This window comes from Geminisphaera colitermitum TAV2 (assembly GCF_000171235.2).
GTDB classification, from domain to species: Bacteria; Verrucomicrobiota; Verrucomicrobiia; order Opitutales; family Opitutaceae; genus Geminisphaera; species Geminisphaera colitermitum.
Map to the genome: position 1 here is coordinate 1 of NZ_ABEA03000017.1, position 24,775 is coordinate 24,775.

General features: G+C 65.2%; 18 protein-coding genes. 15 read left to right on the forward strand and 3 right to left on the reverse strand.

The genetic code is table 11. From position 1 onward, the window contains the following. The 4 genes from OBACDRAFT_RS02650 to OBACDRAFT_RS02665 form a co-directional block, all read left to right on the forward strand. Window positions 1-1,276: tetratricopeptide repeat protein (locus tag OBACDRAFT_RS02650; RefSeq protein WP_052360932.1), on the forward strand; the 1,276-nt coding region annotated here is incomplete at its 5' end. After that, window positions 1,276-1,791 carry a hypothetical protein gene (locus OBACDRAFT_RS02655; RefSeq protein WP_043582567.1) on the forward strand — a complete coding sequence of 172 codons (516 nt, stop codon included), beginning with the start codon at window positions 1,276-1,278 and terminating at the stop codon, window positions 1,789-1,791. The genes OBACDRAFT_RS02650 and OBACDRAFT_RS02655, both read left to right, overlap by 1 nt. 28 nt (window positions 1,792-1,819) lie before the next feature. After that, a complete protein-coding gene (locus OBACDRAFT_RS02660) occupies window positions 1,820-2,338 on the forward strand; it encodes a hypothetical protein (RefSeq protein ID WP_043582568.1) in 519 nt (172 codons plus the stop codon). Window positions 2,339-2,492: 154 nt separating this feature from the next. Then, window positions 2,493-3,137, forward strand: coding sequence for a response regulator (locus OBACDRAFT_RS02665; protein WP_043582569.1), 645 nt, complete (start codon window positions 2,493-2,495; stop codon window positions 3,135-3,137). Here OBACDRAFT_RS02665 and OBACDRAFT_RS02670 read toward each other — a convergent pair. Continuing rightward, complete coding sequence (locus OBACDRAFT_RS02670; RefSeq protein ID WP_081721773.1) at window positions 3,109-7,323, reverse strand: ATP-binding protein; 4,215 nt, start codon at window positions 7,321-7,323, stop codon at window positions 3,109-3,111. The two genes, OBACDRAFT_RS02665 and OBACDRAFT_RS02670, sit on opposite strands and share 29 nt — an antisense overlap. Window positions 7,324-7,503: 180 nt before the next feature. Between OBACDRAFT_RS02670 and OBACDRAFT_RS02675 the strand changes: the two genes are divergently transcribed. The 11 genes from OBACDRAFT_RS02675 to OBACDRAFT_RS02720 all read left to right on the forward strand — a co-directional run bounded on the left by OBACDRAFT_RS02675 (window position 7,504) and on the right by OBACDRAFT_RS02720 (window position 20,044). Beyond that, a complete protein-coding gene (locus OBACDRAFT_RS02675) occupies window positions 7,504-10,005 on the forward strand; it encodes a TonB-dependent siderophore receptor (RefSeq protein ID WP_052360936.1) in 2,502 nt (833 codons plus the stop codon). 33 nt (window positions 10,006-10,038) lie between these two features. Beyond that, a complete protein-coding gene (locus tag OBACDRAFT_RS02680) occupies window positions 10,039-11,772 on the forward strand; it encodes an ABC transporter ATP-binding protein/permease (protein ID WP_081721775.1) in 1,734 nt (577 codons plus the stop codon). Next, the gene (locus OBACDRAFT_RS31180) at window positions 11,769-12,584 is read left to right on the forward strand and encodes a heavy-metal-associated domain-containing protein (RefSeq protein ID WP_232766583.1); all 816 of its coding nucleotides are present in this window, start codon (window positions 11,769-11,771) and stop codon (window positions 12,582-12,584) included. Before OBACDRAFT_RS02680 ends, OBACDRAFT_RS31180 begins: the two co-directional genes overlap by 4 nt. 40 nt (window positions 12,585-12,624) lie before the next feature. Beyond that, window positions 12,625-14,199, forward strand: a complete 1,575-nt coding sequence (locus OBACDRAFT_RS31185; protein WP_232766585.1) for a copper-translocating P-type ATPase — start codon at window positions 12,625-12,627, stop codon at window positions 14,197-14,199. A 10-nt stretch (window positions 14,200-14,209) separates the two neighbouring features. After that, window positions 14,210-14,419: a heavy-metal-associated domain-containing protein gene (locus OBACDRAFT_RS02690; RefSeq protein ID WP_043582571.1), complete on the forward strand. Its 210-nt coding sequence runs from the start codon at window positions 14,210-14,212 to the stop codon at window positions 14,417-14,419. A gap of 319 nt (window positions 14,420-14,738) precedes the next feature. Further along, on the forward strand, window positions 14,739-15,689 hold the full coding sequence (locus tag OBACDRAFT_RS02695; protein ID WP_043582572.1) for an ABC transporter substrate-binding protein: 951 nt from the start codon (window positions 14,739-14,741) through the stop codon (window positions 15,687-15,689). 21 nt (window positions 15,690-15,710) lie between these two features. Continuing rightward, complete coding sequence (locus tag OBACDRAFT_RS02700) at window positions 15,711-16,622, forward strand: substrate-binding domain-containing protein (protein ID WP_043582573.1); 912 nt, start codon at window positions 15,711-15,713, stop codon at window positions 16,620-16,622. Beyond that, a complete protein-coding gene (locus OBACDRAFT_RS02705; protein WP_043582574.1) occupies window positions 16,619-17,461 on the forward strand; it encodes an ABC transporter permease in 843 nt (280 codons plus the stop codon). The genes OBACDRAFT_RS02700 and OBACDRAFT_RS02705 overlap by 4 nt, the downstream gene beginning before the upstream one ends. A gap of 23 nt (window positions 17,462-17,484) precedes the next feature. Beyond that, complete coding sequence (locus OBACDRAFT_RS02710; protein ID WP_043582575.1) at window positions 17,485-18,357, forward strand: ABC transporter ATP-binding protein; 873 nt, start codon at window positions 17,485-17,487, stop codon at window positions 18,355-18,357. 18 nt (window positions 18,358-18,375) lie between these two features. Beyond that, on the forward strand, window positions 18,376-19,353 hold the full coding sequence (cysK, locus tag OBACDRAFT_RS02715) for a cysteine synthase A (RefSeq protein ID WP_052360941.1): 978 nt from the start codon (window positions 18,376-18,378) through the stop codon (window positions 19,351-19,353). Window positions 19,354-19,495: 142 nt separating this feature from the next. Beyond that, on the forward strand, window positions 19,496-20,044 hold the full coding sequence (locus tag OBACDRAFT_RS02720) for a flavin reductase family protein (RefSeq protein ID WP_043582576.1): 549 nt from the start codon (window positions 19,496-19,498) through the stop codon (window positions 20,042-20,044). A 72-nt stretch (window positions 20,045-20,116) separates the two neighbouring features. Here OBACDRAFT_RS02720 and OBACDRAFT_RS02725 read toward each other — a convergent pair whose 3' ends face one another. Both OBACDRAFT_RS02725 and OBACDRAFT_RS02730 read right to left on the reverse strand, forming a co-directional pair. Beyond that, window positions 20,117-21,175, reverse strand: coding sequence for an NAD(P)-dependent alcohol dehydrogenase (locus OBACDRAFT_RS02725; protein ID WP_043582581.1), 1,059 nt, complete (start codon window positions 21,173-21,175; stop codon window positions 20,117-20,119). A 462-nt stretch (window positions 21,176-21,637) separates the two neighbouring features. Continuing rightward, on the reverse strand, window positions 21,638-24,775 hold a 3,138-nt coding region (locus tag OBACDRAFT_RS02730; protein ID WP_232766584.1), incomplete at its 5' end, for a UvrD-helicase domain-containing protein.

A 24,775-nucleotide genomic window follows, 5' to 3' on the forward strand; every position in this document is an offset into this window, starting at 1 on the left:
CGAACTCACCGAACGCGTCTCCGCCAAACTCGGCGAACTCCGCACCCTTGCCGACGCCGGCAATTACACCGCCGCCCTCGCGCTCGTTGACGCCCTCCTCCCCGCCGCCGCCCCCGAAACCTTTGACCTCGCCTTCCTCTCCCAACTCAAAGGCCAGCTCCTCCTCAACCTCAAACGCTACCCCTCCGCCATCGACCCGCTGGAAACCTCGCTGCAACTCGGCGACCGTCATTCCTTTTTCGATACCACCGCCCGGCTCAACACCCTCCACACCCTCAGCCAGCTCTATTTTCAAGAGGCCGCCGAGACGACCGACCCCGACGCCCGCCAGCGCAACTACGGCCTCGCCTACGACCGCATCCAACGCTGGCTTGCCCTCACCCCCCGGCCCACTGCCGAAGCCCAACTCTACGCCGCCTCCATCCTTTACAGCGACGCCACGCGCGATCCCGCCCACCCCGACCTCGAAAAAATCCGCCGTGCCCAAGCCGACGCCCGGACCAGCCTCCTCCTCCGTACCCGCCCCGACGAACAAGCCTGGGTCCTCATCGTCGCCGCCCAGCAGCAACTCGGCCAACTCAGCGAATCCGCCGACACCCTCGAACTCCTCGTCGAACGCAAACCCGACTCCGCCCTCTACTGGCAGCAACTCTTCGCCACCTACTCCAACCTTGCCACCGAAACCACGCGCCCCAAGGACGCCGCCCGCTGGCATCACCGCGCCCTCCTCACCCTCGAACGCGCCCAGCAACACGGACACCTCGCCACCCCGCAGGACCACTTCAACATCATCGCCCTTCACACCACTCTCCAGCAATACGACCGCGCCGCCCAACTCCTCGAAAAAGGCCTCACCAACGGCACCATCAAAAACACCCGCCGCCACTGGGAACTTCTCTCCTACGCCTGGCAGCAGCGGCACGACAACGTCCGTGCCATCGACACTCTCCGCCGCGCCCTCCGCGCCCTCCCCGACGACAGCGAACTCGAAATCGCGCTCGCCCGCCTCTATTACGCCCAAGAGCAACCTGTCGAAGCCTGCGAACACCTCCGCAGCGCCGTGACCCGCGGCAACCTCGAACGCCCCGGCCCCGCCTGGTTCTTCCTCGCCTACCTTGCCTACGAACTCCGCCGCTATGACGACGCCGCCCGCTGGGCCGAGACCGCCGCCGCCCAACCCGACGCGCAAAAAGAAGACGTTGCCCGTCTCGCCCAAGCCATCCGAGACGCACTCCGCGAACATCCGACATCCAACGCACAAACCAACCCGATCTGATGAAAAAAGCCTACCTGATCGTCCCTCTCGCCGCCCTCCTCGCCTTCGGCGCCCTCTACTGGAACTTCGAACGCGGCTACGCCCGGCGCGAGCAAGCCGCCCGCCAGCAGGCCCGCCTCGAAAAAGAAGCCAAACTCAAAGCCGAGGTCGAAGCCCGCGCCAAAAGCATCGAAGACGCCCTGCGCCTCCAAGCCGAACGCCGCAAAGCCCGCGAAGAACGCGAGGCCCGCGAAAACGCCGAAAAAGAGACCCGCCAGCTCGCGCTCGACGCCCGCGACAAAGCCTTCCGCGACCAGGAACAACTCTCCCGGCAAATCGAGCGACTGAAAAAAGACATCACCGCCGAACAAGCCGCCATTGCGGAGATTGCCGCCGCGCACAAAACCTCGGTCGAGGAACAAACCTTCCTCAAGGAATACATCGGCAAGGCGGAGGAAAACATCCGCACGCTCGAAACCCTGATCAACGCCATCGCCGCCGCCGAATCCATCGGCGTCCTCACCGGTGGCACCTGAACCGTCACCCTCCAGCCAACGCCTATCAATGAACCGCTATTACCTACTCGTCCCGATCGTCCTGCTGCTCCTCTTCGGAGGCGTCTTTTGGCGGCACAACCAGACTGCCGCCCACGAAGCCGCGCAACGCGCCGCCGAGATTGCCCGCGCCGACGAAGCCGCCCGTATCCAGAAAACCGAGACCGAACAAAAGGCCCGTGAGGACGCCGCGCAACGCGCCGCCGCCCGCGAAGCCGAGGAACGCCAGAAAGAGGAAGCGCGTCGCCTCAAGTGGGAGGCCGACACCGCCCGCATCGCCGCCGAAACCGCCCGCCACGCCGCGCAAGCCGCCGAGAACGCCCGCCAGATTGCCGCCCTCGAAAAACAGCTCGCCGACCTCCGTGTCGAAAAAGAAACCCGCAACCGCGAAGCCTTTGCCGCCGCCCACGAAGTCGAGTCACTCAGCATCAAACGCCGCAATGCCGAACTCGAAATCCAGCGCGTCACCCAGATCGTCGCCCGCCGCGCCGCCGCCAGTCGTGCCATCATCACCCCCGCCGCCCCGTGACAAACGCATCTCCACGGAGGGCGGGTCTCCCGACCCGCCGACGGTGCGAAGCACCGCCCTTCCGTTTTCCCGGATGGGCGCGGCTATGCCGCGTCTGGCGGGTCGGGAGACCCGCCCTCCACTCATCACTACCGCTTGCGTGACATCATCAGTGATGAACATCGTCGTCATCGAAGATCATGCCATGATGCGCGGCCTTGTTGCCCGCGTTTGCGAGGATGCGTTTGCGAAGCCGGTCGTGCACCAGGCCACGACCGCGGCGGAAGGGCTGGCGCTGGCGAAGTCCGTGCAGCCCGAACTGGTGCTGCTTGATCTGGAACTGCCTGACCGCGACGGGCTCGATCTGGTCGGTGATTTGCGCTCTAAGGCACGCGCCGCCCGCATCCTCGTTCTCTCGGCTCACATCGACCATTATTCCGTCCACCGCATCCACGGCGCCGGCGTGGACGGTTTTATCGACAAGAACGAACAATCCCCCGAAGTGCTGTGCAACGCGATGCGGGAGGTCGCCGCGGGCCGGCGTTTTTTCAGCGCCGCGATCAGTCGCACGCAGGCGGCGCTGCGGGCCGATCCGCACGCTTTCACCAAGCTTCTTACGGATCGCGAGATCGAGGCCTTGCGCTTGTTCGGTCTCGGCCTGGGCAACGAGGAGGTGGCCGGACGCTTCGGCGTCAATCCGCTCACGGTGCGCAACCACCGGCGCGCAATCATGACCAAGCTCGGCATCCACAGCACGCCGGAGCTGGTGCGCTACGCCATCGAAAACGGGTTTACCCGCATCCGCCCGCGGACGTCTTGAAGAGGCGGATTTCCTCCCGCAGCGAGGCCGCCCGTCCGAGCAGAATGCCGTGGAGTTTTTCGAGTTGCCCGGAGTCCGCCCGCGTCGATGCGGCGCGCTCCAGGGCGCCGGCGGCGTCGTTGAGCGCGCGTGCGCGGAGCAGGCCCGCATGGGAACGCAACCGGTGCGCATGACGCGCCGCCGCGCTGGTGTCACGCGCGGCCAGCGCACGGGCGATGCCCGCCAGTTCGTGATTGAGCAGGCGCAGGTAATCCTCCACGGCTTCGGAGGTGAGGCGCGGATCGTCGCGCCCCACGTAACCGAAAATGCCGAAGTTGAGTCCGTCGCTCCCTCCACCCCCCCCCCCTGCGCCGGCCCGCCGCTTTCGGGCATCGGCGAGGGTCGCGCTGACCAGTTCCTCGTCGAACGGTTTCAGCAGAAATCCATCCATGCCGGCTGCGAGGCAGCGCTGGCGGATGTCATCGCTGTCGTGCGCGGTGACGGCGAGGATGACGGGTTCGTCGCCACGCGGACGCGCCCTGAGGGTGCGTGCGAGGTCGCTGCCCTTCATGCCCGGCAGATCCCAGTCGATAAAAATCACCGTGAACCCGCCCTCGGCGAAACGGGCGAGCGCCGCCGGAGCATCGGCCGCGGTTGCGGTGGTGTAGCCGATGCGCTCCGCGATGCGTTGCATGACGATCCGGTTGTATTCCTGGTCTTCGACGATGAGCGCGCGTCCGGACCCGCCTTGCGGGCTAATGGAGAATGACGAACTGCTGTTACGCAAAGGGCCTTGAAGTGGCGCGGGCGTCTCGCCCGCTGACGGCGCGAAGCGCCGCCCGGAAACAGGGGCGGAACTCCCAGGCCACAGAGGCGGGCGGGACGCCCGCGCCACGGCGGGCAGTTCTTCATTTGGCGACTCCGCTTCCACGACGGGCACCTGGAGATAAAACGTGGCGCCTTTTCCCCGCTCGCTTTCGATGCCCACGCCTCCGCCCATCAGCCCGGCCAGCGCCTTGCAGGTGGCGAGCCCGAGCCCCGCGCCGTCCTCATGGCGTTCCCGGGCCGAACTGCCCCGCACAAATTTCCGGAAAATCAGTTCCTGTTCCTCGGGGGCCACGCCTCTGCCGTGGTCCGTGACCTCGATCTGCAACATGCGCAACCCGGCCTCCGGTGGCCCGAGCGACGCTTCTATCTCGACGGCGGTGCCGGGCGCATACTTGAGGGCGTTGGCGACAAAGTTGTTCACGATCGTCTTGATTTTCCCGTCGTCGGCGTGCAGGCGCAGGTGAGCCTCGCCGGGCAGGATGAGCTTGAGCATGTTGCCGCGCTGCCCGGCCGTGACTGAAAACACCCGCACCACCTCGTCCAGCAGGGCCGCAAGCGTGAAGTCGTTTTCCTGCACGCCGACCTGCCCGTGCTCAAGTCGTGAAAAACCCAATACCTCCTCGAACACCCGCGTGAGCGAACGCACGCAGGAACCGAGGGAGCGCGCCAGTTCGTGCTCGCGTCCGGAGGGCACCGTTTCCTGCAACAGGGAGACGAGGCCCACGATGCCGTTGAGCGGATTGCGAATCTCGTGGCTGATGGTGGTGAGAAATTCCGTCTTCGCCGTGTTGGCCATGGCCAGTTCCCGGGTGCGTTCTTCCACGATCCGGTTGAGCTGTTCGTTGGCGCGCCGGAGCCGGCGCAACCGGAGTCGCACCAGCACATACACGAGCCCGGCGGCGGCGCACGCCCAGGTTGCCAGCGCGGGCATCCCGAGATACCACGGCGCGAGCCGGATAAACGTGTAGTCCACCGGATCGCTGGTGCGGCCCAGGTTGTCCATCGCCCGTGCGCTCAAGGTCCAGGTTCCGGGGGCGAGGCCGCTCAGTTCGCGGCGCGGATTGCGGACGGGCGGCGTCCAGCCGGTTTCCGCCCCGGACAACCGCGTCTGGAAAAACACCTCCGCGCCACCGGCGTCCGCCGCGAAATCGAAACCGAGCGTGCCTGCGCGGGCGGGAAATGCCGGTCGCGCCGCGCCGGGGCCGTCCGCAAGGCGGGGGGGGGGGAGGGGTTGCCGGACGGTCGCGCCGGCGCTGTCGTTATCCGGTGAATACACATCAACGCCACGCAGCCAGATGCGCGGGGGAGGGGGGGGGGAGGGCCGGTGCAGCGTCGCGGGATCAACCCGGAGCAGCCCCTGCGTGCCGCCGATCCAGAGCGCGCCGCCGGCAAAACCGATGGTGGTCGGACGGCCCGCGACGGACAATTCCGCCAGCGCAAGAGGCGTGACGCGAAACGCGCCGTTTGTCATGCCGGTTTCGATACGCAGAAGCGCGGGCGGTGCGTTCGCGATGTCGCGCCGCGCTGCGAGCCAGTAAACCGGTTCGCCGTCCGCGCCGGAAGGCGCGCCGATGCCCTGCCAGTTTTCCAGTTCCGGCACCGGCTCGAAGCCGCCGGAAGGCTGGCGCACGCCAAGGATGCCCCGCGCGGTGAAGGCGAAAACGCGCCCGTGGGCCAGTGTCAGGAGCGGCCTCCCGGCATCCGCCGGCAGGCCCGCGCCGGGCCGGTAACGGGCGACGAGGCGGAGGACTGGCGGACGCAAGGCCGGTGCGGACGTTTCCTGGAGGCGGAAACGGAAAACACCTCGCGCAATGGTCGCCACCCACAGGTCGCCTTCGGCATCCTCGACCATCGAGGTCGGGGTGTCGTCGATGGTGTGCCCGAGGTCGCGGGTCGCCCAGCCGCGGGGCGAATGTTCGAGTGCCTTGATCGCGAGTCCCTCGGCGAAAAAGAGCCACCCGTCCCGGCGGCGCGAGGGTGCGAGGCAAAACACATCGGTCGAAACGAAGCGTTCGCGGTGCCATGTCGTTTCGCCGTCGGCCAGTCTCCAGATGCCGCCGAATCCCCCGGCAAAAGTTTGCCCGGGCAGGCGCGCGGTGTCGCGGATCATGCTGGCGATGGCGGGCAGCGGGACGAGCGTCGCGGGCCGGGAGTTTTCCGGGGTGGCGGCGGCGATCTGGAACACACGCCGCGGTGTCACGGCGAGAACATCGTCGCCTTGCGGGAGGAGGACGGAGAGCGGGATGTCGTCGAGTCCGTTGCGCCGGTCGAAAAACGAGATCGCCGCCGGCGGGGCGATACGCGCGAAGCCGTTGGCCAGCCCCGCAAGAAGCGAGCCGTTTTCGTCGAGCCGGAGCGTGTGCACGTTCTCGTCGCCGAGTCCGGCGTCCCGGTCGATGACCGGGCGCACTTTGTCGGCCTTGGGAGAAAACAGGACGATGCCGTGCGCATAGTCGCCCACCGCGACGAGATCATCGTCCAGAGCAACGGCGCTCACCGGCAGTCGGTCGCGCAACGCGGCGGAGACGGCAGGCAGGTTTTGCCAGGTGCCTCCGGCCTCGCGACGCCACACGCCGTTGCCCGTGCCAAGAAGAATCTCCGTTTCCGTTTTCCCTTGTTGCCGCGCCGCCGGGGCGAGCAACCACAGCACCGGGGTGCCTGGCAATGCGTCCTCCCGCCAGACCGGCTCCGGGCCGTGCCCGCCCAGTCGGAGAACGCCAACGCCGCTCTGGTAGAACCAGAGATCGTCGCCCACGCCAAAGGAAAGCAACCGGGGACGCGCCGGCAACTCCCACACGGCGAACCGTTGCCCGTCCCAGCGGAAGACCGCTTGCGCGCCGGCAAAGACGATGCCGGATGGCGTGGCTTGCACTTTCCAAATCTCGCCCGGCCCCGCCGGCCGGACGGCCCGGAGCCTGGCCTTCAGCGAAGTGAAACGCAGCGCGCCCGTGGCGTCGGGTTCGACGTAGCCGAGTTCATCGACCGCGCCGACATACATGCGTCCGTCCGCTCCGCCCGGCGGCAGCGTTCCGCTTGCGAGGACGCCGGGCGCCAGCCCGCGAAAACCGTAAGCGCCGGGCACATCGATCGTTTGCCACCGGCCATTTTCACCGGCGAGCAACTGACTGGCACCGGCAAAGAGTCTCCCGTCCCCGGTGCGGGCCAGTGCCCACACCGGTCCCTCGACCGACAATTCCGCAGCCTCGGTGTAGACGATTACCGGCAGGCCGACTGCCGCCATCGCGCCCGGAGCGGGCAACGACAAAACCAGCGACAGTGCAGTGATCGCCGACAGCCACCGACAGCGCCCTCCCCCCCCTCCCCCCGGAGGAGGGGGGGGGGGAGGGACATCACGCTTCCGTCGCGACCATGAAACCATGGTTGCACTCAAATCGGGCAGCGTTCCGGACTCCAGCTTTAGTTAATGACTCAAGATAGTTAAAATTAAACATTTGGCGTGCTTGTAGGGAGCGGCGCAGCCGGGTTTGGCTGGGGGCAGTCTCCTGCTACGGGTGCGTGCTCGCGCGGAAACTTTTTTTTCCAAACTCAACTCATCCGAATGACATCCATAAACTACCACTCCATTCTCACGCGACGCAGGCAGGGACTTCCGTCGCGCGCCGTTCTTGCCCTCTTCCTGTTGCTGACTCCGGCCATCGCGCCGGCAGTGGTGCAGGCCCAGTCTTCGCCAGCGGTCGATCCCCGGGCGTCTGAAACCGGTTCTGTTGACGGTTCGCTGCTGATCGCCGGAACCTCAGCACGCCCGACGGACAGCGTCCGGGTGACCGTGCTCGAAACCGGCGCGGTTTCCAACGTGGACACGCAGGGGCGGTATGCCTTTCCCGATCTTCCTCCCGGCACCTACACGCTTATTGTCAGCGGCGAGGGTTACGGGCGTCTGCGCATCACCGACGTGGTGGTGCGCCCCGGCCAGCGCCTGGCCTTGGGTCAGGAAATCCTGCCCGTGCTTCAGGGCGGGGACGATGTCGTCAAACTGGAGGAAGTTGTCGTGCGCGCCCGTCGCGACGACGTCGTGCAGTTGGACCCCTACAACGTGACCGCCGCCAAGGAGTCCTACGTGAGCCCCGTCACCGTGGCAGGCAAGACGGCGCTGCCCGTCCGGCAGATTCCCAATTCCGTCTCGGTTATCACACAGCAACGAATCGCGGACCAGAATCTGGTCACGGTAGCCGATGCCTTGAATCAGACGACGGGCGTCACCGTCATTTCCAACGACAGCACACAAAGCCAGTATTACTCGCGCGGATACACCCTGAACGTTCAGAACGACGGTCTGTCGTCCACCGATTCCCTGACCGGCTACCAGCAACTCGACCTCGCTTTCTACGAGCGGGTGGAGGTGTTGCGCGGGCCCGCCGGCGTGCTCCAGGGATCAGGCAATCTCGGCGGCGTGGTCAATCTCGTCAAAAAACGCACGACAAACAATTTCGAGACGGCCCTCTCCGGTTCGATCGGGAGCTGGAACAACTATCTGGGCCAGTTTGACGTGAACGTGCCGCTGAACACCACGAAGACAGTGCGGGGCCGGGTCGTGGGTTTCGCCCAGGACCGCGACTTTTTTTATGATCGTTCCCATGACAGAAAACTGGGCGGCTACGGCATCGTGGAGTGGGACCTGGGCCCGCGCACAACGGCCAGCGTTTCCTTCTCGGTGCAGGATGATAATTCCGACATCGCCTATATGGGTCTGCCCTCGATAAGCGGCGGCGGATTGCTCAACGTCAAACGCTCCACCAATCCCTATCCCGACTGGAACAGGATGGAGTGGACCACCTATGATTACGGTTTCGACATCGAGCATAAATTCGAGAGCGACTGGATCGCCAAGGTCCGGCTCAACCACCGCGATCAGGGACTGTTTTTCAAGGACGCTTTTCCTTCCTCCGAAATCAATCCCGTGACGAACACGACCAACTACCGGCGGCGTGAATACGACTATGACTACGACCGCAACGCCCTCGACATCTACGTCTCCGGTCCGGTCACACTGTTTGGCCGCGAACACACCCTGCTTTTGGGTTACAATTACGACGGCCTCGAAACCAACTCCGGAGGTGTCGAGGCTCCGGCGCTTTCGAACATTCCCTTTGGTCGCCACGATCTCGTTCCCGAGTTTTGGCTGCCCTATAACACGTTCAGCGAATCGAAAACGACTCAGAGTGGTTTTTACGGCCAGGTCAGGATCAGCGTGATCGACCCGTTTACCGTGGTCGCAGGCGGACGTGTCAGCGATTACGAAGCCAAGTCCCGCCGCTGGACGAGCCCGGCCACAAAACCGGTCTGGATACCCGGCGCGAAAGAAACCGGCGAGTTCACACCTTACGCCGGTGCCGTTTATGATCTGACAAAACAGATTTCGCTCTATGGCAGCTATTCGGATATTTTTGTCCCGCAGACACAGAAACGACCCGATGACAGCACCATTGATCCTCGCGTCGGCAAACAATATGAAGTCGGCGCGAAGGGAGAATTTTTCGACAAGAAGCTGAATGTCTCTCTGGCGTTCTTCGACATGAAGGACACGGGTCGTGCCTATGCATTGGCGGCGCCAGCACCTCCGAACACCTACGGGAACGAAGGCGAGGTCGAGAGCAAGGGCATCGAGTTCGAAATTTCCGGGAGTCCATTCCCTGGCTATGAACTGACAGCCGGCTACACTTGGACGACCACGGAATACACCAGGGACAGTAGCCGCGAAGGATGGAAACTGGACACCAAACTGCCCGAGCACTCCTTCAAGTTCTGGGGAACGCGCCGGTTTACCGAAGGTCCGCTCGATGGCCTCAGCCTTGGCCTCGGCTTCATTTGGGTCAGCGCCACTTCGATAGGCAATGAGGCCTACTGGAATCAGTATTTACAAAGTAGCTACTCCGTCGCGAGCGCGCTCGTCGGTTACCGCATCAACAAAAAGCTCACGGTCAGCCTCAATGTGAACAACCTCTTCGACACCACGTATTACACCCGCCTGAGCGGGAGCAATACCTACAACAGCTATGGCGAACCGAGGAACTTCACGCTGAGCGCCCGTTATCAGTTCTGATTTCGCGCTCCCCCCCCCCCGGTGTCCGCGTTTGTGGAAACTGCTTCCGATGCAAAGACCAGCCTGCGCAAGGCCTGGCAGCTCATCCGACCCTATTGGGTGTCGGATGAGCGCTGGGTCGCACGCGGGCTTTTTGTGCTGGTCCTCGGCCTCGACCTTGGCCGCGTTTACACGGCGGCACGCATCAGCTACTGGCAAAAATATTTCTACGACGCGCTCACCAATTACGACATCTCCCACATCTGGCGCCTGATGCTGGAGCTGGCCATCATTGCCAGCGCCGGCATTGTCATGGACACGTCGCGAATCTGGTTCGCGCAGTTGCTCGAAATCCGCTGGCGCGGGTGGATGACGGAAGTCTTTCTCCACCGCTGGTTGAGCGGTTCGGTGTTCCACCGTGTCGAGACCGGGCAACGCGCCGACAACCCCGACCAGCGCATCGCCGAAGACCTGCGCGACATGGTGCGCCAGACGCTGGAACTCAGCCTCGGGTTCATCCGCAACTGCGTTAACCTGGTCTCCTTTAGCGTCATCATCTGGGGCATTTCCGGCACGCTCACCTTCGCGCTTTTCGGCAGCACGGTGAACATCCCCGGCTACATGCTCTGGGCCGCCATCATCTACGCGCTCATCGTCTCTCTCGTCATGGAAAAGCTCGGGAGCCACATGGTCGCCATCGAATACCAGCACCAGCAATGCGAAGCTGATTTCCGCTTCCTCATGGTGCGCGTGCGCGAGAACAGCGCGCAAATCGCTCTCAGCGAAGGCGGCCCGTCGGAGCGAATCCGCCTCGCCGGCCTTTTCAGCGCCGTCCGGGAAAACTGGCGGCGCGTGATGGTGTTCACCCGCCGCATCACGCTCATCGAACGCTTCTACATCGAACTGGGCGCGTTCATTCCCTACCTCCTCATCATCCCGCGCTACTTCGCCCGCGAAATCACCCTCGGCGCCTTCATGCAGTTGACCATCGGCTTCTCGCGCGTGCGAGGCGGCTTCTCGTGGTTCATTTTCCAATACAAACAACTCGCCACGCTGCGCTCCGTTTACCGCCGCTTGAGCGAGTTTGACGCCCTCCTCTCCGCGCCCGCACCGGAAGGAGGAATCACCGTGGCGCGCCCCGGCCAGACCGCCCTTACGACACGCGACCTCGCGCTGGCGTTGCCCGGCGGCAAACCGCTCGCCCGCATTGGTTCGCTGGACATCGCGCCCGGCTCCCGCTGGCTGATCCGAGGCACCTCGGGCGTGGGCAAAAGCACCTTCCTGCGCGCGGTCGCGGGCCTCTGGCCGCACGGCTCCGGACGCGTGGAACTGCCGGACGCGCACCTCATGTTCCTGCCACAGGAATCCTACCTCCCCCTCGGTTCCCTGAAAGCCGCCCTCTGCTACCCGAAACTCCCCGAAACCATCACCGACTCCGCCTGCGTCCAAGCAATGACGCTCTGCGACCTGACCGCCTTCACCGGCGAACTTGACGTGGAAGCGCCGTGGGCCAAACGCCTCTCGCCCGGCGAAAAACAACGCCTCGCCTTCGCGCGCGTCCTCCTGCACCGCCCCGATTTCCTCTTCATGGACGAGGCCACCTCCGCCCTCGATCCGGCGACCGAGCAACGCCTCATGTCCCTCCTTTTACGGGAACTGTCCGACGCCGCCATCGTCAGCGTCGCACACCGCGAATCCATGTCCGCCTTCCACCAATACACGCTGGAGATTGTCCCTGACCGGCCCGCCGCACTTCCCGCAACGATTCCCGTTTTTCAAACATCATGAGTCAACCGACTGCCTCCACACCCGCCACCCTGCAACTGCCCGTCACCGGGATGTCCTGCACGGCCTGCGCCTTGCAAATCGAGCGCGTGCTGCACCGCCTGCCCGGCGTGCTGGCCCGTGTGGACTTCGCGAGCGAACGCGCCCGCATCGAATACGACCCCGCGCAGACCCCCCCCCCCCTGCTCGTCGAAACAATCGAAAAAGCCGGCTTCGGCGTGGCCCGCAAAACCGTGACCCTCGCGCTCGAAGGCATGTCCTGCGTCGCCTGCGCGCAACAAATCGAGACGGCCCTCAACCGCGCCCCCGGCGTGCAGGCCACGGTCAACTTCGCCGCCGCCAAAGCCCGCGTCGATTACATACCCGGCCTGACCACCGAGGACGACCTCGTGGGTCGCGTCGTCAAAGCCGGTTTCGGAGCCCGGCCCGCCACCAGCCTCGACGACGAGCAAGAGGCGCTCCGCCAGGCCCGGGAACAAAAACGCGAACTGGCCCTGTTCGCGTTCGCCATCCTTTTCACCCTGCCGCTCGCCGCGCAGATGCTCTTCATGTTCGGCGGTGGCGAACACGCCGCGCACACCTTCATGCTCCCCCTCTGGCTGCAATGGCTGCTCGCCACGCCGGTGCAATTCGTGGCCGGGGCGCGTTTTTATCGCGCCGCCTGGAAATCGCTGCGCGGCGGTTCCGCCAACATGGACGTGCTCGTCTCGCTCGGCACCAGCGCGGCCTACTTCTACAGCGTGGTCGTCACCGTGCGCTCATTTCTCAACAACGCGGCGGCGGGGGGGGGGGGGGGAGGGCCATGTTTATTTTGAAGCCAGCGCCACGCTCATCACGCTCGTCCTGCTGGGCAAACTGCTTGAAGCCCGCGCAAAACGTAAAACCTCGTCGGCCATCCGCTCGTTGATCCGCCTGCAACCCGCCACGGCCCACGTGGAGCGCGACGGTGCCGTGGTCGAGATTCCTGTCCGCGAACTGAAAGTGGGCGACGTGTTTGTCGTTCACGCGGGCGACAGCATTCCGGTGGACGGCGCCGTGCTCACCGGCGACTCCAGCGTGGACGAATCCATGCTGACCGGCGAAAGCCTGCCCGTTTCCAAGACCGTGGGCAGCCGCGTTTATGCCGCCACGCTCAACCAGCAGGGAGCCTTCAAGGCCCGCGCCACCGGCATCGGCGCGGACACCGCCCTCGCCCAAGTCATCCGGCTCGTGGAAGAAGCGCAGGGCTCGCGCGCCCCGATCCAGCGGCTGGCGGACAAAATCGCGGGCATCTTCGTTCCATCTGTAGTGGGAATCGCACTACTGACGTTTGGGATCACCTGGTTTGTCACGGGCAATTTCACGACGGCGCTCATCAACGCCGTGGCCACGCTTGTCATTGCCTGCCCCTGTTCGCTCGGGCTGGCCACGCCGACGGCCATCATGGTCGGCACGGGCCTGGGCGCGCGCGCCGGCATCCTCATCCGCAATGCGGAGGTGCTGGAACGCTCGCGGCAGATCGGCGTCCTCGTGCTCGACAAAACCGGCACGCTCACCGAAGGCCGTCCGGTGGTCACCGACGTGCTGCCCGCCGTCGAGGCCGACGAGGCCCGGGTGCTGCGCCTCGCGGCCAGCCTGGAGCAGGGCTCGAAGCACCCGCTCGCCCAAGCCATCGCCCGGCGCGCGCGGGAGAGCGGAGTTTCCCTCGATGCGACGGTGCTGGGCTTCCTGTCCGTCCCCGGCCAGGGCGTGCAAGGCACGCACGACGGTGAAACCGTGCTGCTCGGCTCGCCGGCTTTTCTCGCCGCCCACGGCATCGCGTCCGAGCCGGGGGTACTTTCCCGATTTCAAGAGCAGGGCAAGACCGTGGTCGGGCTCGCCTCGGGCGGGCGGCTCGTTGGCTGGCTCGCCGCCGCCGACCGCTTGCGCGACACCTCGAAGGCGGCGGTTGCCCGGCTGCGCGGCATGGGCATCCGCGTTGTCATGCTGACCGGTGACAACGAGGGCACTGCGCGCGCCATTGCGGCGCAGGCCGGCATCGACGAGTTCGAGGCCGGTTGCCTGCCCGGGGACAAGGCGTCACGTGTTGCGCGCCTCAAGAAAGGCGGGGCCGTGGTCGGCATGGTGGGCGACGGCATCAACGATGCTCCCGCGCTGGCGGCGGCCGATGTGAGTTTCGCCATCGGAGCCGGTTCCGACATCGCGATTGAGGCTGCCGATATCGTGCTCATGCGCAGCGACCTCTCCGCGGTGCCCTCGGCCATCGACCTCTCGCGGGCCACGCTGGGCAAAATCCGGCAGAACCTTTTCTTCGCGTTTTTTTACAACGTGCTCGGCATTCCGCTGGCGGCGTTCGGGTTTCTCAACCCGGTGATCGCGGGCGCGGCGATGGCGCTGAGCTCGGTGTCGGTGGTGAGCAACTCGCTCCTGCTGCGCCGCTGGAAACCCTGAAGTTTTTCCCATGGCACACATCACACTGAAAGTAACAGGAATGAAATGCGGCGGCTGCTCAGGCCGCGTGAAACGCGCCCTCACGGCGCTGGCAGGCGTCACCCAGACGGAGGTGACGCTCGAAACCGGAGCTGTCGTCGTCGATTTCGACGAGACCCAAATCGGCGTCCCCGCCATCAAGGAGACCGTTCTGGGACTAGGCTTCAAAGTGGACGCCTGACGTCCGCCTTCCCCCTTCCCCCCCCCCCCCCCCCCGCACACACCACACACATACACCTCGTTCGCGGGGTGTATTTTTTTTTGATCCTGAAATCCGCGGTTCAACATCACACGGAGTCACACCCAAGGACACTGGCGGTAAAATCTATTACTTGACTAAACCGATAAACATTGTCCACATTGCCGCAGAAACCACGCGCCCGAACGCGCCAAAGTCTCACCTGACCAGGCAACTGGAAGCTCACCACCGTTCCCGAACCGTCTGACCCGCCACCACATGCGGGAGGAACGATTCATCCATGAAGATCCATAGATCACCGATGAAACCAACCATCCCGCAATCCTCCCGCCTGCTCGCCAGCCTCGTGCTGACCGGCCTCCTCCTCGTGCCTGCGCTTCGCGCCGCCGCACAAACCAAGATCGTCGTAGCCGATGCCAAAACCACGCATCACCTCAACCTCTACGTCGCCAAGGACCTCGGCTATTTCGAAAACCGCGGCCTCGACGTGAGCATCATCGAGACCAAGGACCTCGCCGCCTCGCGCGACTTGCTGGTTTCAGGCCGGGCCGACTTTTTCTGGTCCTGCCCGACCACGGCCATCGCCGCCATCGCCAACGGCGCCCCGATCAAGATCGTCTCCCAAGTCAAGAAACCCTGCACCTCTGTGCTCGTCGTCTCGCCCGACTCGCCGATCAAGACGCTTGCCGACCTGAAAGGAAAGCGCATCGCCGGCATCTCGCCCACCTGCGAAGCCGTGATCTCCATCACCGTCGCCGCGAAAAAAGCCGGAGGCGAATTCAACCTCGAAAAACTCGCCGGCGGCCCCGCCATCGCCGCGCTCGAAGCCAAGGCCGTGGACGGCGCCATCCTTGAAGAGCCACAAGTCAGCATCGCCGAACTCAAAGGCTACAAAGTGCTCTTCCCGACCATCTCGGCCAACATCCCCTGCCGCACGATCAACGCCCGCACCGCCTTCTTGAAGAGCAACCCCGATGCCGCGAAAAAGTTCATCGAAGCCGTGGAAGAGGCCAACTCGCTCATCCTCCAAAACCCCGCCTCCGACCAAGTCGTGGCCATCGCCGTCAAATACACCGGAGCCCCCGCCGACGCCATCAAGCACGGCAACTCCCGCCTCAAGTTCCAGACCACCGTGGACGAACCCGGCATCAGCGCCCTTGCCGACGAACTGATCGCCCTCGGCGACATCCGCGAAAACCCCGGACGCCGGCTCTACGCCGACGAGTTCCGCGGCATCACCTGGGGCAAGTAACCCCTTCCCCCCGGCCTCCTCATGCGGCTTCCCGGCATCGCCCGCCTCCTCGTTCTCCTCCCCCCGATGCTGTCCGGCATTCCCGGCGGCGCGACTCCGCCCGCGGCGACGGCGTTGTCGGTCGGGCATACCGGGAACCCGCTGCTCGCCCCGCTCTACGCCGCCGCCGACCGGGCGACGACGTCCGGCGGCGGCCCCGACCGGCTCTCCATCGACCTGCGCCGCTTCGCCACCGGAGGCGACGCCGGCTACGCGCTGATCGCCGGCGAAATCGACGCCGGCTTCGTCGAGCCGGCCAAGACCCTCGCGCTCCTCCGCCTGCCCGGGGCCGCCCGGCTGCGCCTTGCCGGTGTAGTGAATTTTCCTTACGGCGCCACCGTCGTCTTGCGCAAAGGCCTCGACAAACGCCTCGACGACCTCGGCGCCGCCCGCGTCGCCGCTGCCGATCCGCATTGCGCGCTGCTCCACCAGTTCAAGACCGACGCGGCCCGGCTCGGAGCCGACCCCTCGCAATTACGCCTCCGGTTCATGCCCTTCGAAGCCATGCTGCCGGCGCTCGAATCCCGCGCCGTCGATGCGATCATCGTCAAGGGAGCCTACGCCGTGCTCGCCGTCCAGCAGGGGCACACGATCCTTTACCAGAACTGGAATGTGCAGTCCGGCGACGCCTGTTGCCCGGCCATCGTCACCCAGGCGGAGTACATTCTCATCGTGACCGCCGCCGCCGCGCCCCGCGCCGCCGCCTTGGTGGACGCGCTCGCCGCCACCACCCGCCTCCCCGCCGCCGACCTGCGACGCGCGACCGCCCGCCATATCGCCTATGCCGAGGCGGCGCTGGCCGAACTGCCGCTCGCCTCGTTCGCCCCCCTCACCGCCGGGCTGCGCGAAGAACTCGGCCTGCCCCCCGAACCCGAGGAGAACATCACGCCTTGAACCGCTCCACCTCCCCGCTCGATCCCGGCACCCGCGGCTGGCGCCGCGTGGCGCAGGACCTCGCCGCCTTCCTGAAAACCGCCTTCGGCAGCCTCGTCACCGTCGAGTTCCTCACGCTCTTCGTTCCCCTCCTCGTGCTCTGGGAAGTGCTGCCGCGCATAGGCGTGCTGCCGTCCACCCTCGTGCCCCCGCCCAGCCGCGTGGCCGTGGCGTTCTGGGAACTGCTCACGCACAAAGACCTCGTCCGCCACATCGGCGTCAGCCTGCTGCGCCTCAGCCTCGGACTGGGGCTGGCCATCCTCACCGCCTTCCCCATCGGCGTGCTCATGGGATGGAATATTTTTGTCCGCAAACACGCCCTGCCGCTCTTCCAAATCCTCGCCCCCGTGCCGCCCCCGGCCTGGGTGCCCCTCACCATCGTCGTGCTCGGCGTCGGCCTGCCCATGCAGACATTCCTGATCTTCCTCGGCGCGTTTTATCCGATCCTGTTCAACACGTATCAAGGCGTGAAGGACACCGACCCGCGCTACCTCGCCTCGGCCCGCGTATTTGGAGCGAGCGAGTTCACCCTCATCCGCAAAGTCTATGTCTGGCACGCGCTCGGCTCGGTCATCATGGGCGTCAAGATCGGCATCGCCCTCGGGCTGGTCATGCTCATCATCGCCGAGATGCACGGCGGCAACTCGGGCATCGGCTACCTGCTCGTCGAGTCCAAGGAGTATTTTCAAATCGACCGCATGGTCGTTGCCATGGTCCTTCTCGGCGCGCTCGGCTGGTTCCTCATCGAGGTGATGAAATTCATCGAGGCAAAACTCGCCCTCTGGCGCGCCGGCCGCTGACCCGCCCTCCCGTCTTCCCGCCCATGATCGAAGCCCGCCGCATCACCAAGTTTTTCTCCGTCGTGAAGGACGACGGCACCGCCGAGGGCGCCACCGCCGTGCTCTCCGTGTCATTAAAAATCAATGACGGCGCCTTCGTTGCCATCGTCGGCCCCACCGGTTGCGGCAAGTCCACCTTCCTCGAAATCCTCGCCGGCCTCCAGGCCCCGACCGAGGGCGAGGTTTTTATCGACGGACGCCTCGTGCTCGAACCCCTGCCCGCCACCCGCCGCGAGATGGACGCCTACCGGAAAAAATACCGCTTCGTCTCCCCGCTGGCCAACGGCCTTTTTCGCGACCGGCCCAAGCACGACATCGCCATGATTTTCCAGGACTACGCCGTGTTCCCCTGGATGACGGCCCGGGAAAATGTGCTCTTCACGCTAAAACTCCGGGGCACTCCCCGCGCCGACCGCGAGGAACTCGCCCGCAAATATCTCGACCAGGTCGGACTGCGCGGCTCCGGCCACAAATACCCCGCGCAACTCTCCGGCGGCATGCGCCAGCGCCTCGCCATTGCCCGCGCCCTCTCCGTCGAGCCGAAAATCATCCTCATGGATGAACCCTTCGCGGCCGTCGATGCGCTCACCCGCGAGCGCCTGCAAGAGATGCTGCTGGATATCTGGCGCACCACCCGCACCACGATGGTTCTCGTCACCCACGACTTCGACGAAGCCGTTTACCTGGCCGACGAGATCATCGTCTTTTCCCCCCTGCCGGGCACGATCCGCAACCGCGTGCCCATTGATCTCCCCCGCCCCCGCCACCGCGACGATCCCGCCCTGCGCGTATTCAAAGAACGGATCGTCCGCATGTATCACTACGACAACGTCCACGCCGCCGACTACTCGATCTGAACAATCACACCCGTCACCATGCCCGAATCCACTGACTCCATCTCCGCGCCCGGTTCCTTTCGCTGGCAAATCTACGATGACATCACCGCCGCCATTGGCCGCACGCCGCTCGTGCGCCTGCGCCGCCTCGCGCCGCCCGGCGGTGCGGAACTCGTTGCCAAGGTCGAGGGGACCAACCCGCTGGGCAGCGTGAAAGACCGCATCGGGGCCGCCATGATTGCCGCCGCCGAGCGCGACGGCAAACTGCAACCCGGCGGCACCGTGATCGAACCGACCTCCGGCAACACCGGCATCGGCCTCGCCTTTGCCTGCGCCGCGCGCGGCTACCGACTCATCCTGACCATGCCGGAAAGCATGTCCATCGAACGCCGCAAGCTCGTGCAGATGCTCGGCGCCGAACTCGTTCTCACGCCCGCCGACAAGGGCATGGCCGGCTCCGTGGACAAGGCGCGTGAACTGCACCGTCGCATCAAGGGCAGCTTCCTGCCCATGCAATTCGAAAACCCGGCCAACCCCCAAGCCCACCGCGAGACGACCGCCGAGGAAATCTGGGCCGACACGGCGGGCCGTGTGGACCTCTTCGTTGCGGGCGTGGGCACGGGCGGCACGATCACCGGCGTCGCCGAGGTGCTCAAGTCCCGCAAGCCCTCGGTGCGCGCCATCGCGGTCGAACCCGAGGCCTCGCCCGTGCTCTCCGGCGGCCGCCCCGGTCCGCATCGCATCCAGGGCATCGGCGCGGGTTTCGTGCCCCCGGTGCTCAACCGCAAAATTGTCGATGAAGTCATTGCGGTGCGCAACGAGGACGCCTTCGCCACCGCGCAGCGCGTGGGTCTGGAGGAGGGCATCCTCTGCGGCATCTCCAGCGGCGCGGCGGTGTGGGCGGCGCTGCAACTCGCCGCACGCCCGGAGAACACGGGCAAACTCATCGTCGTCATCCTCCCCGACTCCGGGGAACGCTACCTCACGACCCAGCTCGCCGACGTGTCTCGGGAGTGACCGCATCCCCGGCATGCGCGTTAATCTGTAGTCGAAATATAAATACGCTGGAACGATGCGGACCCGTCGGGACGCCGAAAAATGTCCGGTTGAGTCCGCCTGATTTGCCTGCCAGGAGTTTTCCCGAACCCATCCCGCCACCATGAAAGACTATCCGTTATCCAAGGTTTTCCAATTGATCGAATCGGGACCGGTCGTGCTGGTGACGACCGCGCACAAGGGACGCGCCAACGTCATGACGATGAGCTGGCACATGGCCGTGGAATTCACCCCGCCGCGCATCGCCTGTGTCATCAGTCCCGGCAACCACAGCTACGAAGCCGTGCGCAAAACCCGGGAATGCGTGATTGCCATCCCCGGAGCCGATCTGGCGGCCAAAGTGGTCGATATCGGAAACTGCTCGGGGCAGGACGTGGACAAATTCGCCGCCTTCGGTCTCACGCCGGCACGCGCCGAAAAAGTGGCCGCGCCGCTGGTGGCCGAATGCCTCGCCAACATCGAATGCCGCGTGGTGGACACCCGACTGGTCAACAAATACGCCCTCTTCGTCCTGGAGGCCGTCAAGGCCTGGACCCATCCGCAACGCAAGGAGCGCCGGAGATTCCACGCCAACGGCGACGGCACCTTCGTCGTCGATGGCCGCACCCTCAACCTCCGCAAAAGAATGGTGAAATGGCAGGACACCCTGTGAGCGGACAGGGGGGGCGGGGCAGGCGTCGCGGTAAATCTCACCGGGTGGCGACGGACTGAATGGCGGGCGATGTCATGATGGCGCTGATGCCAGTGATTTCATGTCGATGACAAAGCGGTATTTCACCTCGCCTGCGAGCAGGCGGACAAATGCTTCGTTGATGCGCTGGATCGGGATCCGTTCGATGTCGGCGGCGATGCCGCGCGCGGCGCAAAAATCGAGCAACTCCTGCGTCTCGCGGATGCTTCCGATCATCGAGCCGGCGACCTGGCGGCGGTGCGTGAGAAGGCTGAACGCGGCCAACGGATGCGGTTCGAGCGGCGCGCCCACGAGCGCCAGCGTGCCGTCGCGGCGGAGCAGGTCGAGCCAGACGTTCACGTCGTGGGGCGCTGAGACGGTGTCTAGGATGAAGTCGAGACGGTTTCGGTGCGCGGACAGTGCGTCAGGATTCTTGGATACGACGGCATCGTGCGCGCCGAGCCGCCGGGCGTCCTCCGCCTTGCCGGGCGAGGTCGTGAAGAGCGTGACCTGTGCGCCGAGGGCGCGGGCGAGCTTGATGGCCATGTGACCGAGTCCGCCGAGTCCCACCACGCCGACCCGGTGGCCGGGGCCGATTTTCCAGTGGCGCAGCGGGGACCAGGTGGTGATGCCGGCGCAGAGCAGCGGCGCGGCGGCGGCGAGGTCAAGGCCGGGCGGCACGCGCAGGACGAAGGCTTCGTCCGCCACGATGCATTCCGAATAACCGCCCTGGGTGACTTCGCCGGAGTGCCGGTCGGGGTCGTTGTAGGTGCCGGTGGAGCCGTTTTCGCAGTAGTTTTCCAGTCCTTCACGGCAACTCGGACAGGTGCGGCAGGAATCGACCATGCAACCGACGGCAACGGAATCGCCGGGTTGAAATTTTGTCACTTTTTCCCCGATACGCGCAACGCGACCGGTGATTTCATGGCCGGGCACGCAGGGGTAAACGGTGTCGCGCCATTCGTTGCGGGCTTGGTGGAGGTCGGAGTGGCAGACGCCGCAGTAGAGGATGGCGATTTCCACGTCATGTGGAAGCGGTTCGCGTCGGCGGAGGGAGAAGGGCGCGAGTGCGGCGTCGGGACGGGTGGCGGAGTAGGCGCGGGCTATGGGCATGGTGGGTTGGAAATTTTTGACTGATTTTTTTACTCCATCGAAAAGGGAGCGTCGCCGCAGGCTTGCGGCGTCAGAGCCAAGAACCAAGACAGAGGAATGGCCACAAAAAGGCACAAAAAATCCAGAGACGAATGATGCGTTACAGGCGCCTATAGGCGCACGAGAGGACAGCGTTGGGTAGCCGATGTTACGCAGGCGGAGCAAGGAGCGGCGGCATCCTGCCGCCGATATTCCGGAGTGGCGCGGGCTTTTTCTGCCAATCGCCCGCATCCTGTTGCAAAGCGGGTGTTTGGCAGAAAAAGCCCGCGCCACTGCGTTGTAGGGGCTTCGCTTGCGAAGCCCGCGTATGCGTTTCGGCCTGTGAATGCTCTTCTGGTATTCGGTAAATCTGTCCGGCGTGCGCGGGCGTCGCAAGCGACGCCCCTACAGCGGGCGTTTGGCAGAAAAACCCCGCGTCACGTTTCAGGCGAGATGGCTGAGCTTGGTCAGGACAAGGGCGGCTTTAATGCGATCAGGGGGAAGGCCGGTGAGTAGGGCGGCGGCACGGCGGTAAATGGTGAGTTGTTCGTTGTAGCGGGCAATGATGCGGTCCTGGTCGGCGACGTCACGGACGCGGTCGGTCTTGAAATCGTAGATGGTGACGGTCGTCACGCGTCCGGTGGCGGCGTCGCGAGTGAGGACAACGCGGTCAAATACGCCGGTGATCCAGGCGTCGTCGATGATGGCTTCAAAGCTGCGCTCCCGCCAGACTTCGGCTGTGTCGGTGGGACGGGCAAAGAGGGCGCGCAACGCGAGGGATTGGATACAGGCGCGGGCTTCGTTTATGGCGGTGGCGGGGATGCTGGCGGTTTGGAGCGTGGAGGTCCAGTCGGTGGCGTTCCAGGTGTCGAGCCATTCGATGGCGGCGAGGGCAGTGTGGACGGCGGTGCCGTGGCTGGCGGCGTGTTCGCCGTCGGTGCCGAAAAGGAGCGCGCCGGGGATGGCACCGGTGTGGGCGCCGGAGGGGGTGCGGGCGCGGCGGCGGGGCGCCGCCGAATATCCAACATCCAACATCCAACATCCAACGTCCAATGGTGAATGCTGAGTGCTCATTTGGGTATCGGTTTTTAGGGTACGTTGGTGGAACCAGGCCGGGTCGCCGGTTTGGTAGGGGCCGGGGGCAAGGAGGTCGCCGATGGCGATTTCGGCGGCGGCGGTGCTGGTGGCGCGGGTATCGCCACGGCCACTGCCAAGGGCATCGGTGAGGATTTTGGGGAAGTTTTTGGAGGTGCTTTTTTCCTTCACGGGCTCGGTGATGAGGTAGAGGCCGAGCTTGGCGCGGGTCATGGCGACGTAGAAAAGGCAGAGTTTTTCGTAGGCTTCGTCGGCGGCCTCGGCAGCGGTGTGGGCGGCGAGGACGGGGTCGTTTTCATAAAAGAGTTTGGGCGGGAGGTTGAGTATCCAGCGGGTGTCGCGGGCGTTGTCTTTGTGAACGGCGAGGGCGTCGTGGCGGCGGGTAGCGAGGGAATTGCCGGCGAGGTCGGGGAGGAGCACGAGGTCGAAGCCGAGGCCTTTGGCTTTGTGAATGGTCATGACGCGGATGACGGCGTCGGACTCGATTTCTTTCACGGTGTGGCGCTCGCAGAATTGGATGAATTCGGCGATGTCGCGGCTGCCGGTTTCGTCGAAGAGGCGGGCGGCTTCGGCGAGTTGGTCGGCGCGTTCGCGGTTGAAGGTGTCGTCGGGGGGGAGGGCGGGTTCGAGGCGGCGGAGCCAGTCTTCGGTGGTGCGTTCGAAGCCGTCGGTGTAAATTTGGCGGAGGAGGCCGGTGCTGAGGTCTTCGGGCGTGGCCCAGCGGCGCGCGGCGAGGGCGGCGTGGAGCGGGGTCATGCGGAGGTGCTGGCGGGCAAATTCGTCGCCGGGATGGGCGGCGGCTTTGAAGAGGGCCAGCATGGCGGCGGCGAGGGGGTTGTCGGCGCAGACGTGGAGGTCGGAGGCGGCGACGGCGGGGAGTCCTCCGGTGGAGCGGAGGTAGTCGGCAAATTCGGTGGCGGCGTTGTTGCTTTGGACGAGGATGGCGGTGGTGAGGCCGCGGTCGAGGGGGGCGATTTCGCGGAGGATGCGCAGGGTGGTGGCTTTGATGTCGTCTTTGTCCTGCGCGTGGAGCCAGGCGGCGTGGCCGGTGAGTTGCGGGCGGGCGCTGATGTGCGGTCGCCATTCACGGGTCCAGCGTTCGCAGGTGGGCTCGGGGAGGTTGAGGGAAAGGGCGAGGGCGGGGGCGGCTTCGCCGCAACGTCCAACATCCAACGTCGAACGTCCAACATCCAATGTCGGAGAGCCAACATTCAATGGGGGGGGGGGAGGGGGGCCGAAGACGCGGTTGACGATTTCGATGATGGGGGGGGCGGAGCGGTAGGATTTGTCGAGGCGGCCTTCGGCGATGAGTCCGGGGCGGGCGGCGTTGTAGTGGTCAAAAATTTCGCGGAAGAGGCGCGGGTCGCCGCCGCGCCATGTGTAAATGGCCTGCTTGACGTCACCGACGTAGAAGAAGCTGCGTTGCTGGTCGGGGTCCTGCACGGCTTCGTCGATGAGGTTTTGGAGGATGCTCCACTGGCCGTGGCTGGTGTCTTGAAATTCGTCGAGGAGCCAGTGGTCGAAGCGGGTGTCGAGGCGCCAGTCGAGGAGGAGGCGGAATGGGCCTGATTGGGTGGAGCCGAGGAGCGGTGTGCCGGCGTCGGGCATGAGGAGGCGCTGGACGTCGGCGAAGGTCATGCGACCGAGGCGGCGGACGAGGTCGCCGTAAAGGGTTTCGTAGCGGCGGAGCACGGCGTGGATGCCTCGCGTCATTTCGAGGCGGCGGGTGAGTTCTCCGGCAAACAGGGAATGGGTGAGGGCAATGAGCGCGGCGCAGATGTCGGGGGGGATTGTTTGTTTTTTGCGTTCGATGGTGAGTTGGATTTCACCCGCTCCGCGCGCGGCTTTGAGGAGGTCGGGCCATTGTTCGAGGGTTTTTTCGAAGATGTATTCGACGGGTTTGGGGAGGTCGGCACCGGGGGCGTGGTCGTCGAGCGCGGCGAGGAAGGTGCGCCAGCGGTCGCGCTGTTTGTCGTTCATCGAGGCGGCGGATGTATCGGTGATCCAATTACGGATTGCGAGGATGGCCGCTTGTTGCACGGAGGGGTCGCCGGTGGCGGGAAGCCAGGGGGAGCCTTGGGGCCAGATGCGGTCGGGGTGGCCCCAGGCGGCGGGGTCGGGGGCGTCGAGATAGAGGTCTTGGTGGGCGTCGAGGAATTGGTCGAGGCGGGCGGCAAGGCGTTTTTCCTCGGTGCCAAAGGTGGCGCGTTTGAAGGCTTCGATAAATTCGCGCTGGGAGTCGTCGAGTTCGGCGCCGGTGCGGGTGAAGAGCTGGCGGAGCACGCGCTGGCGTTCGAGGCGCGAGGTGTGTTCGGCGCTGAGGACTTCGAAGTCGCCGCCGAGTCCGAGTTCGAGGGGGAATGTCCTGACGATGCGGGCGAAAAAGCTGTCGAGCGTGCCGAGCATGAGGCGGTGCATGTTGTCCACCATGGAGCGGAGGAGCGTCAGGAAGGAGGGCAGCGCGGGTGCGGGCGCGGGGGGGGGGGG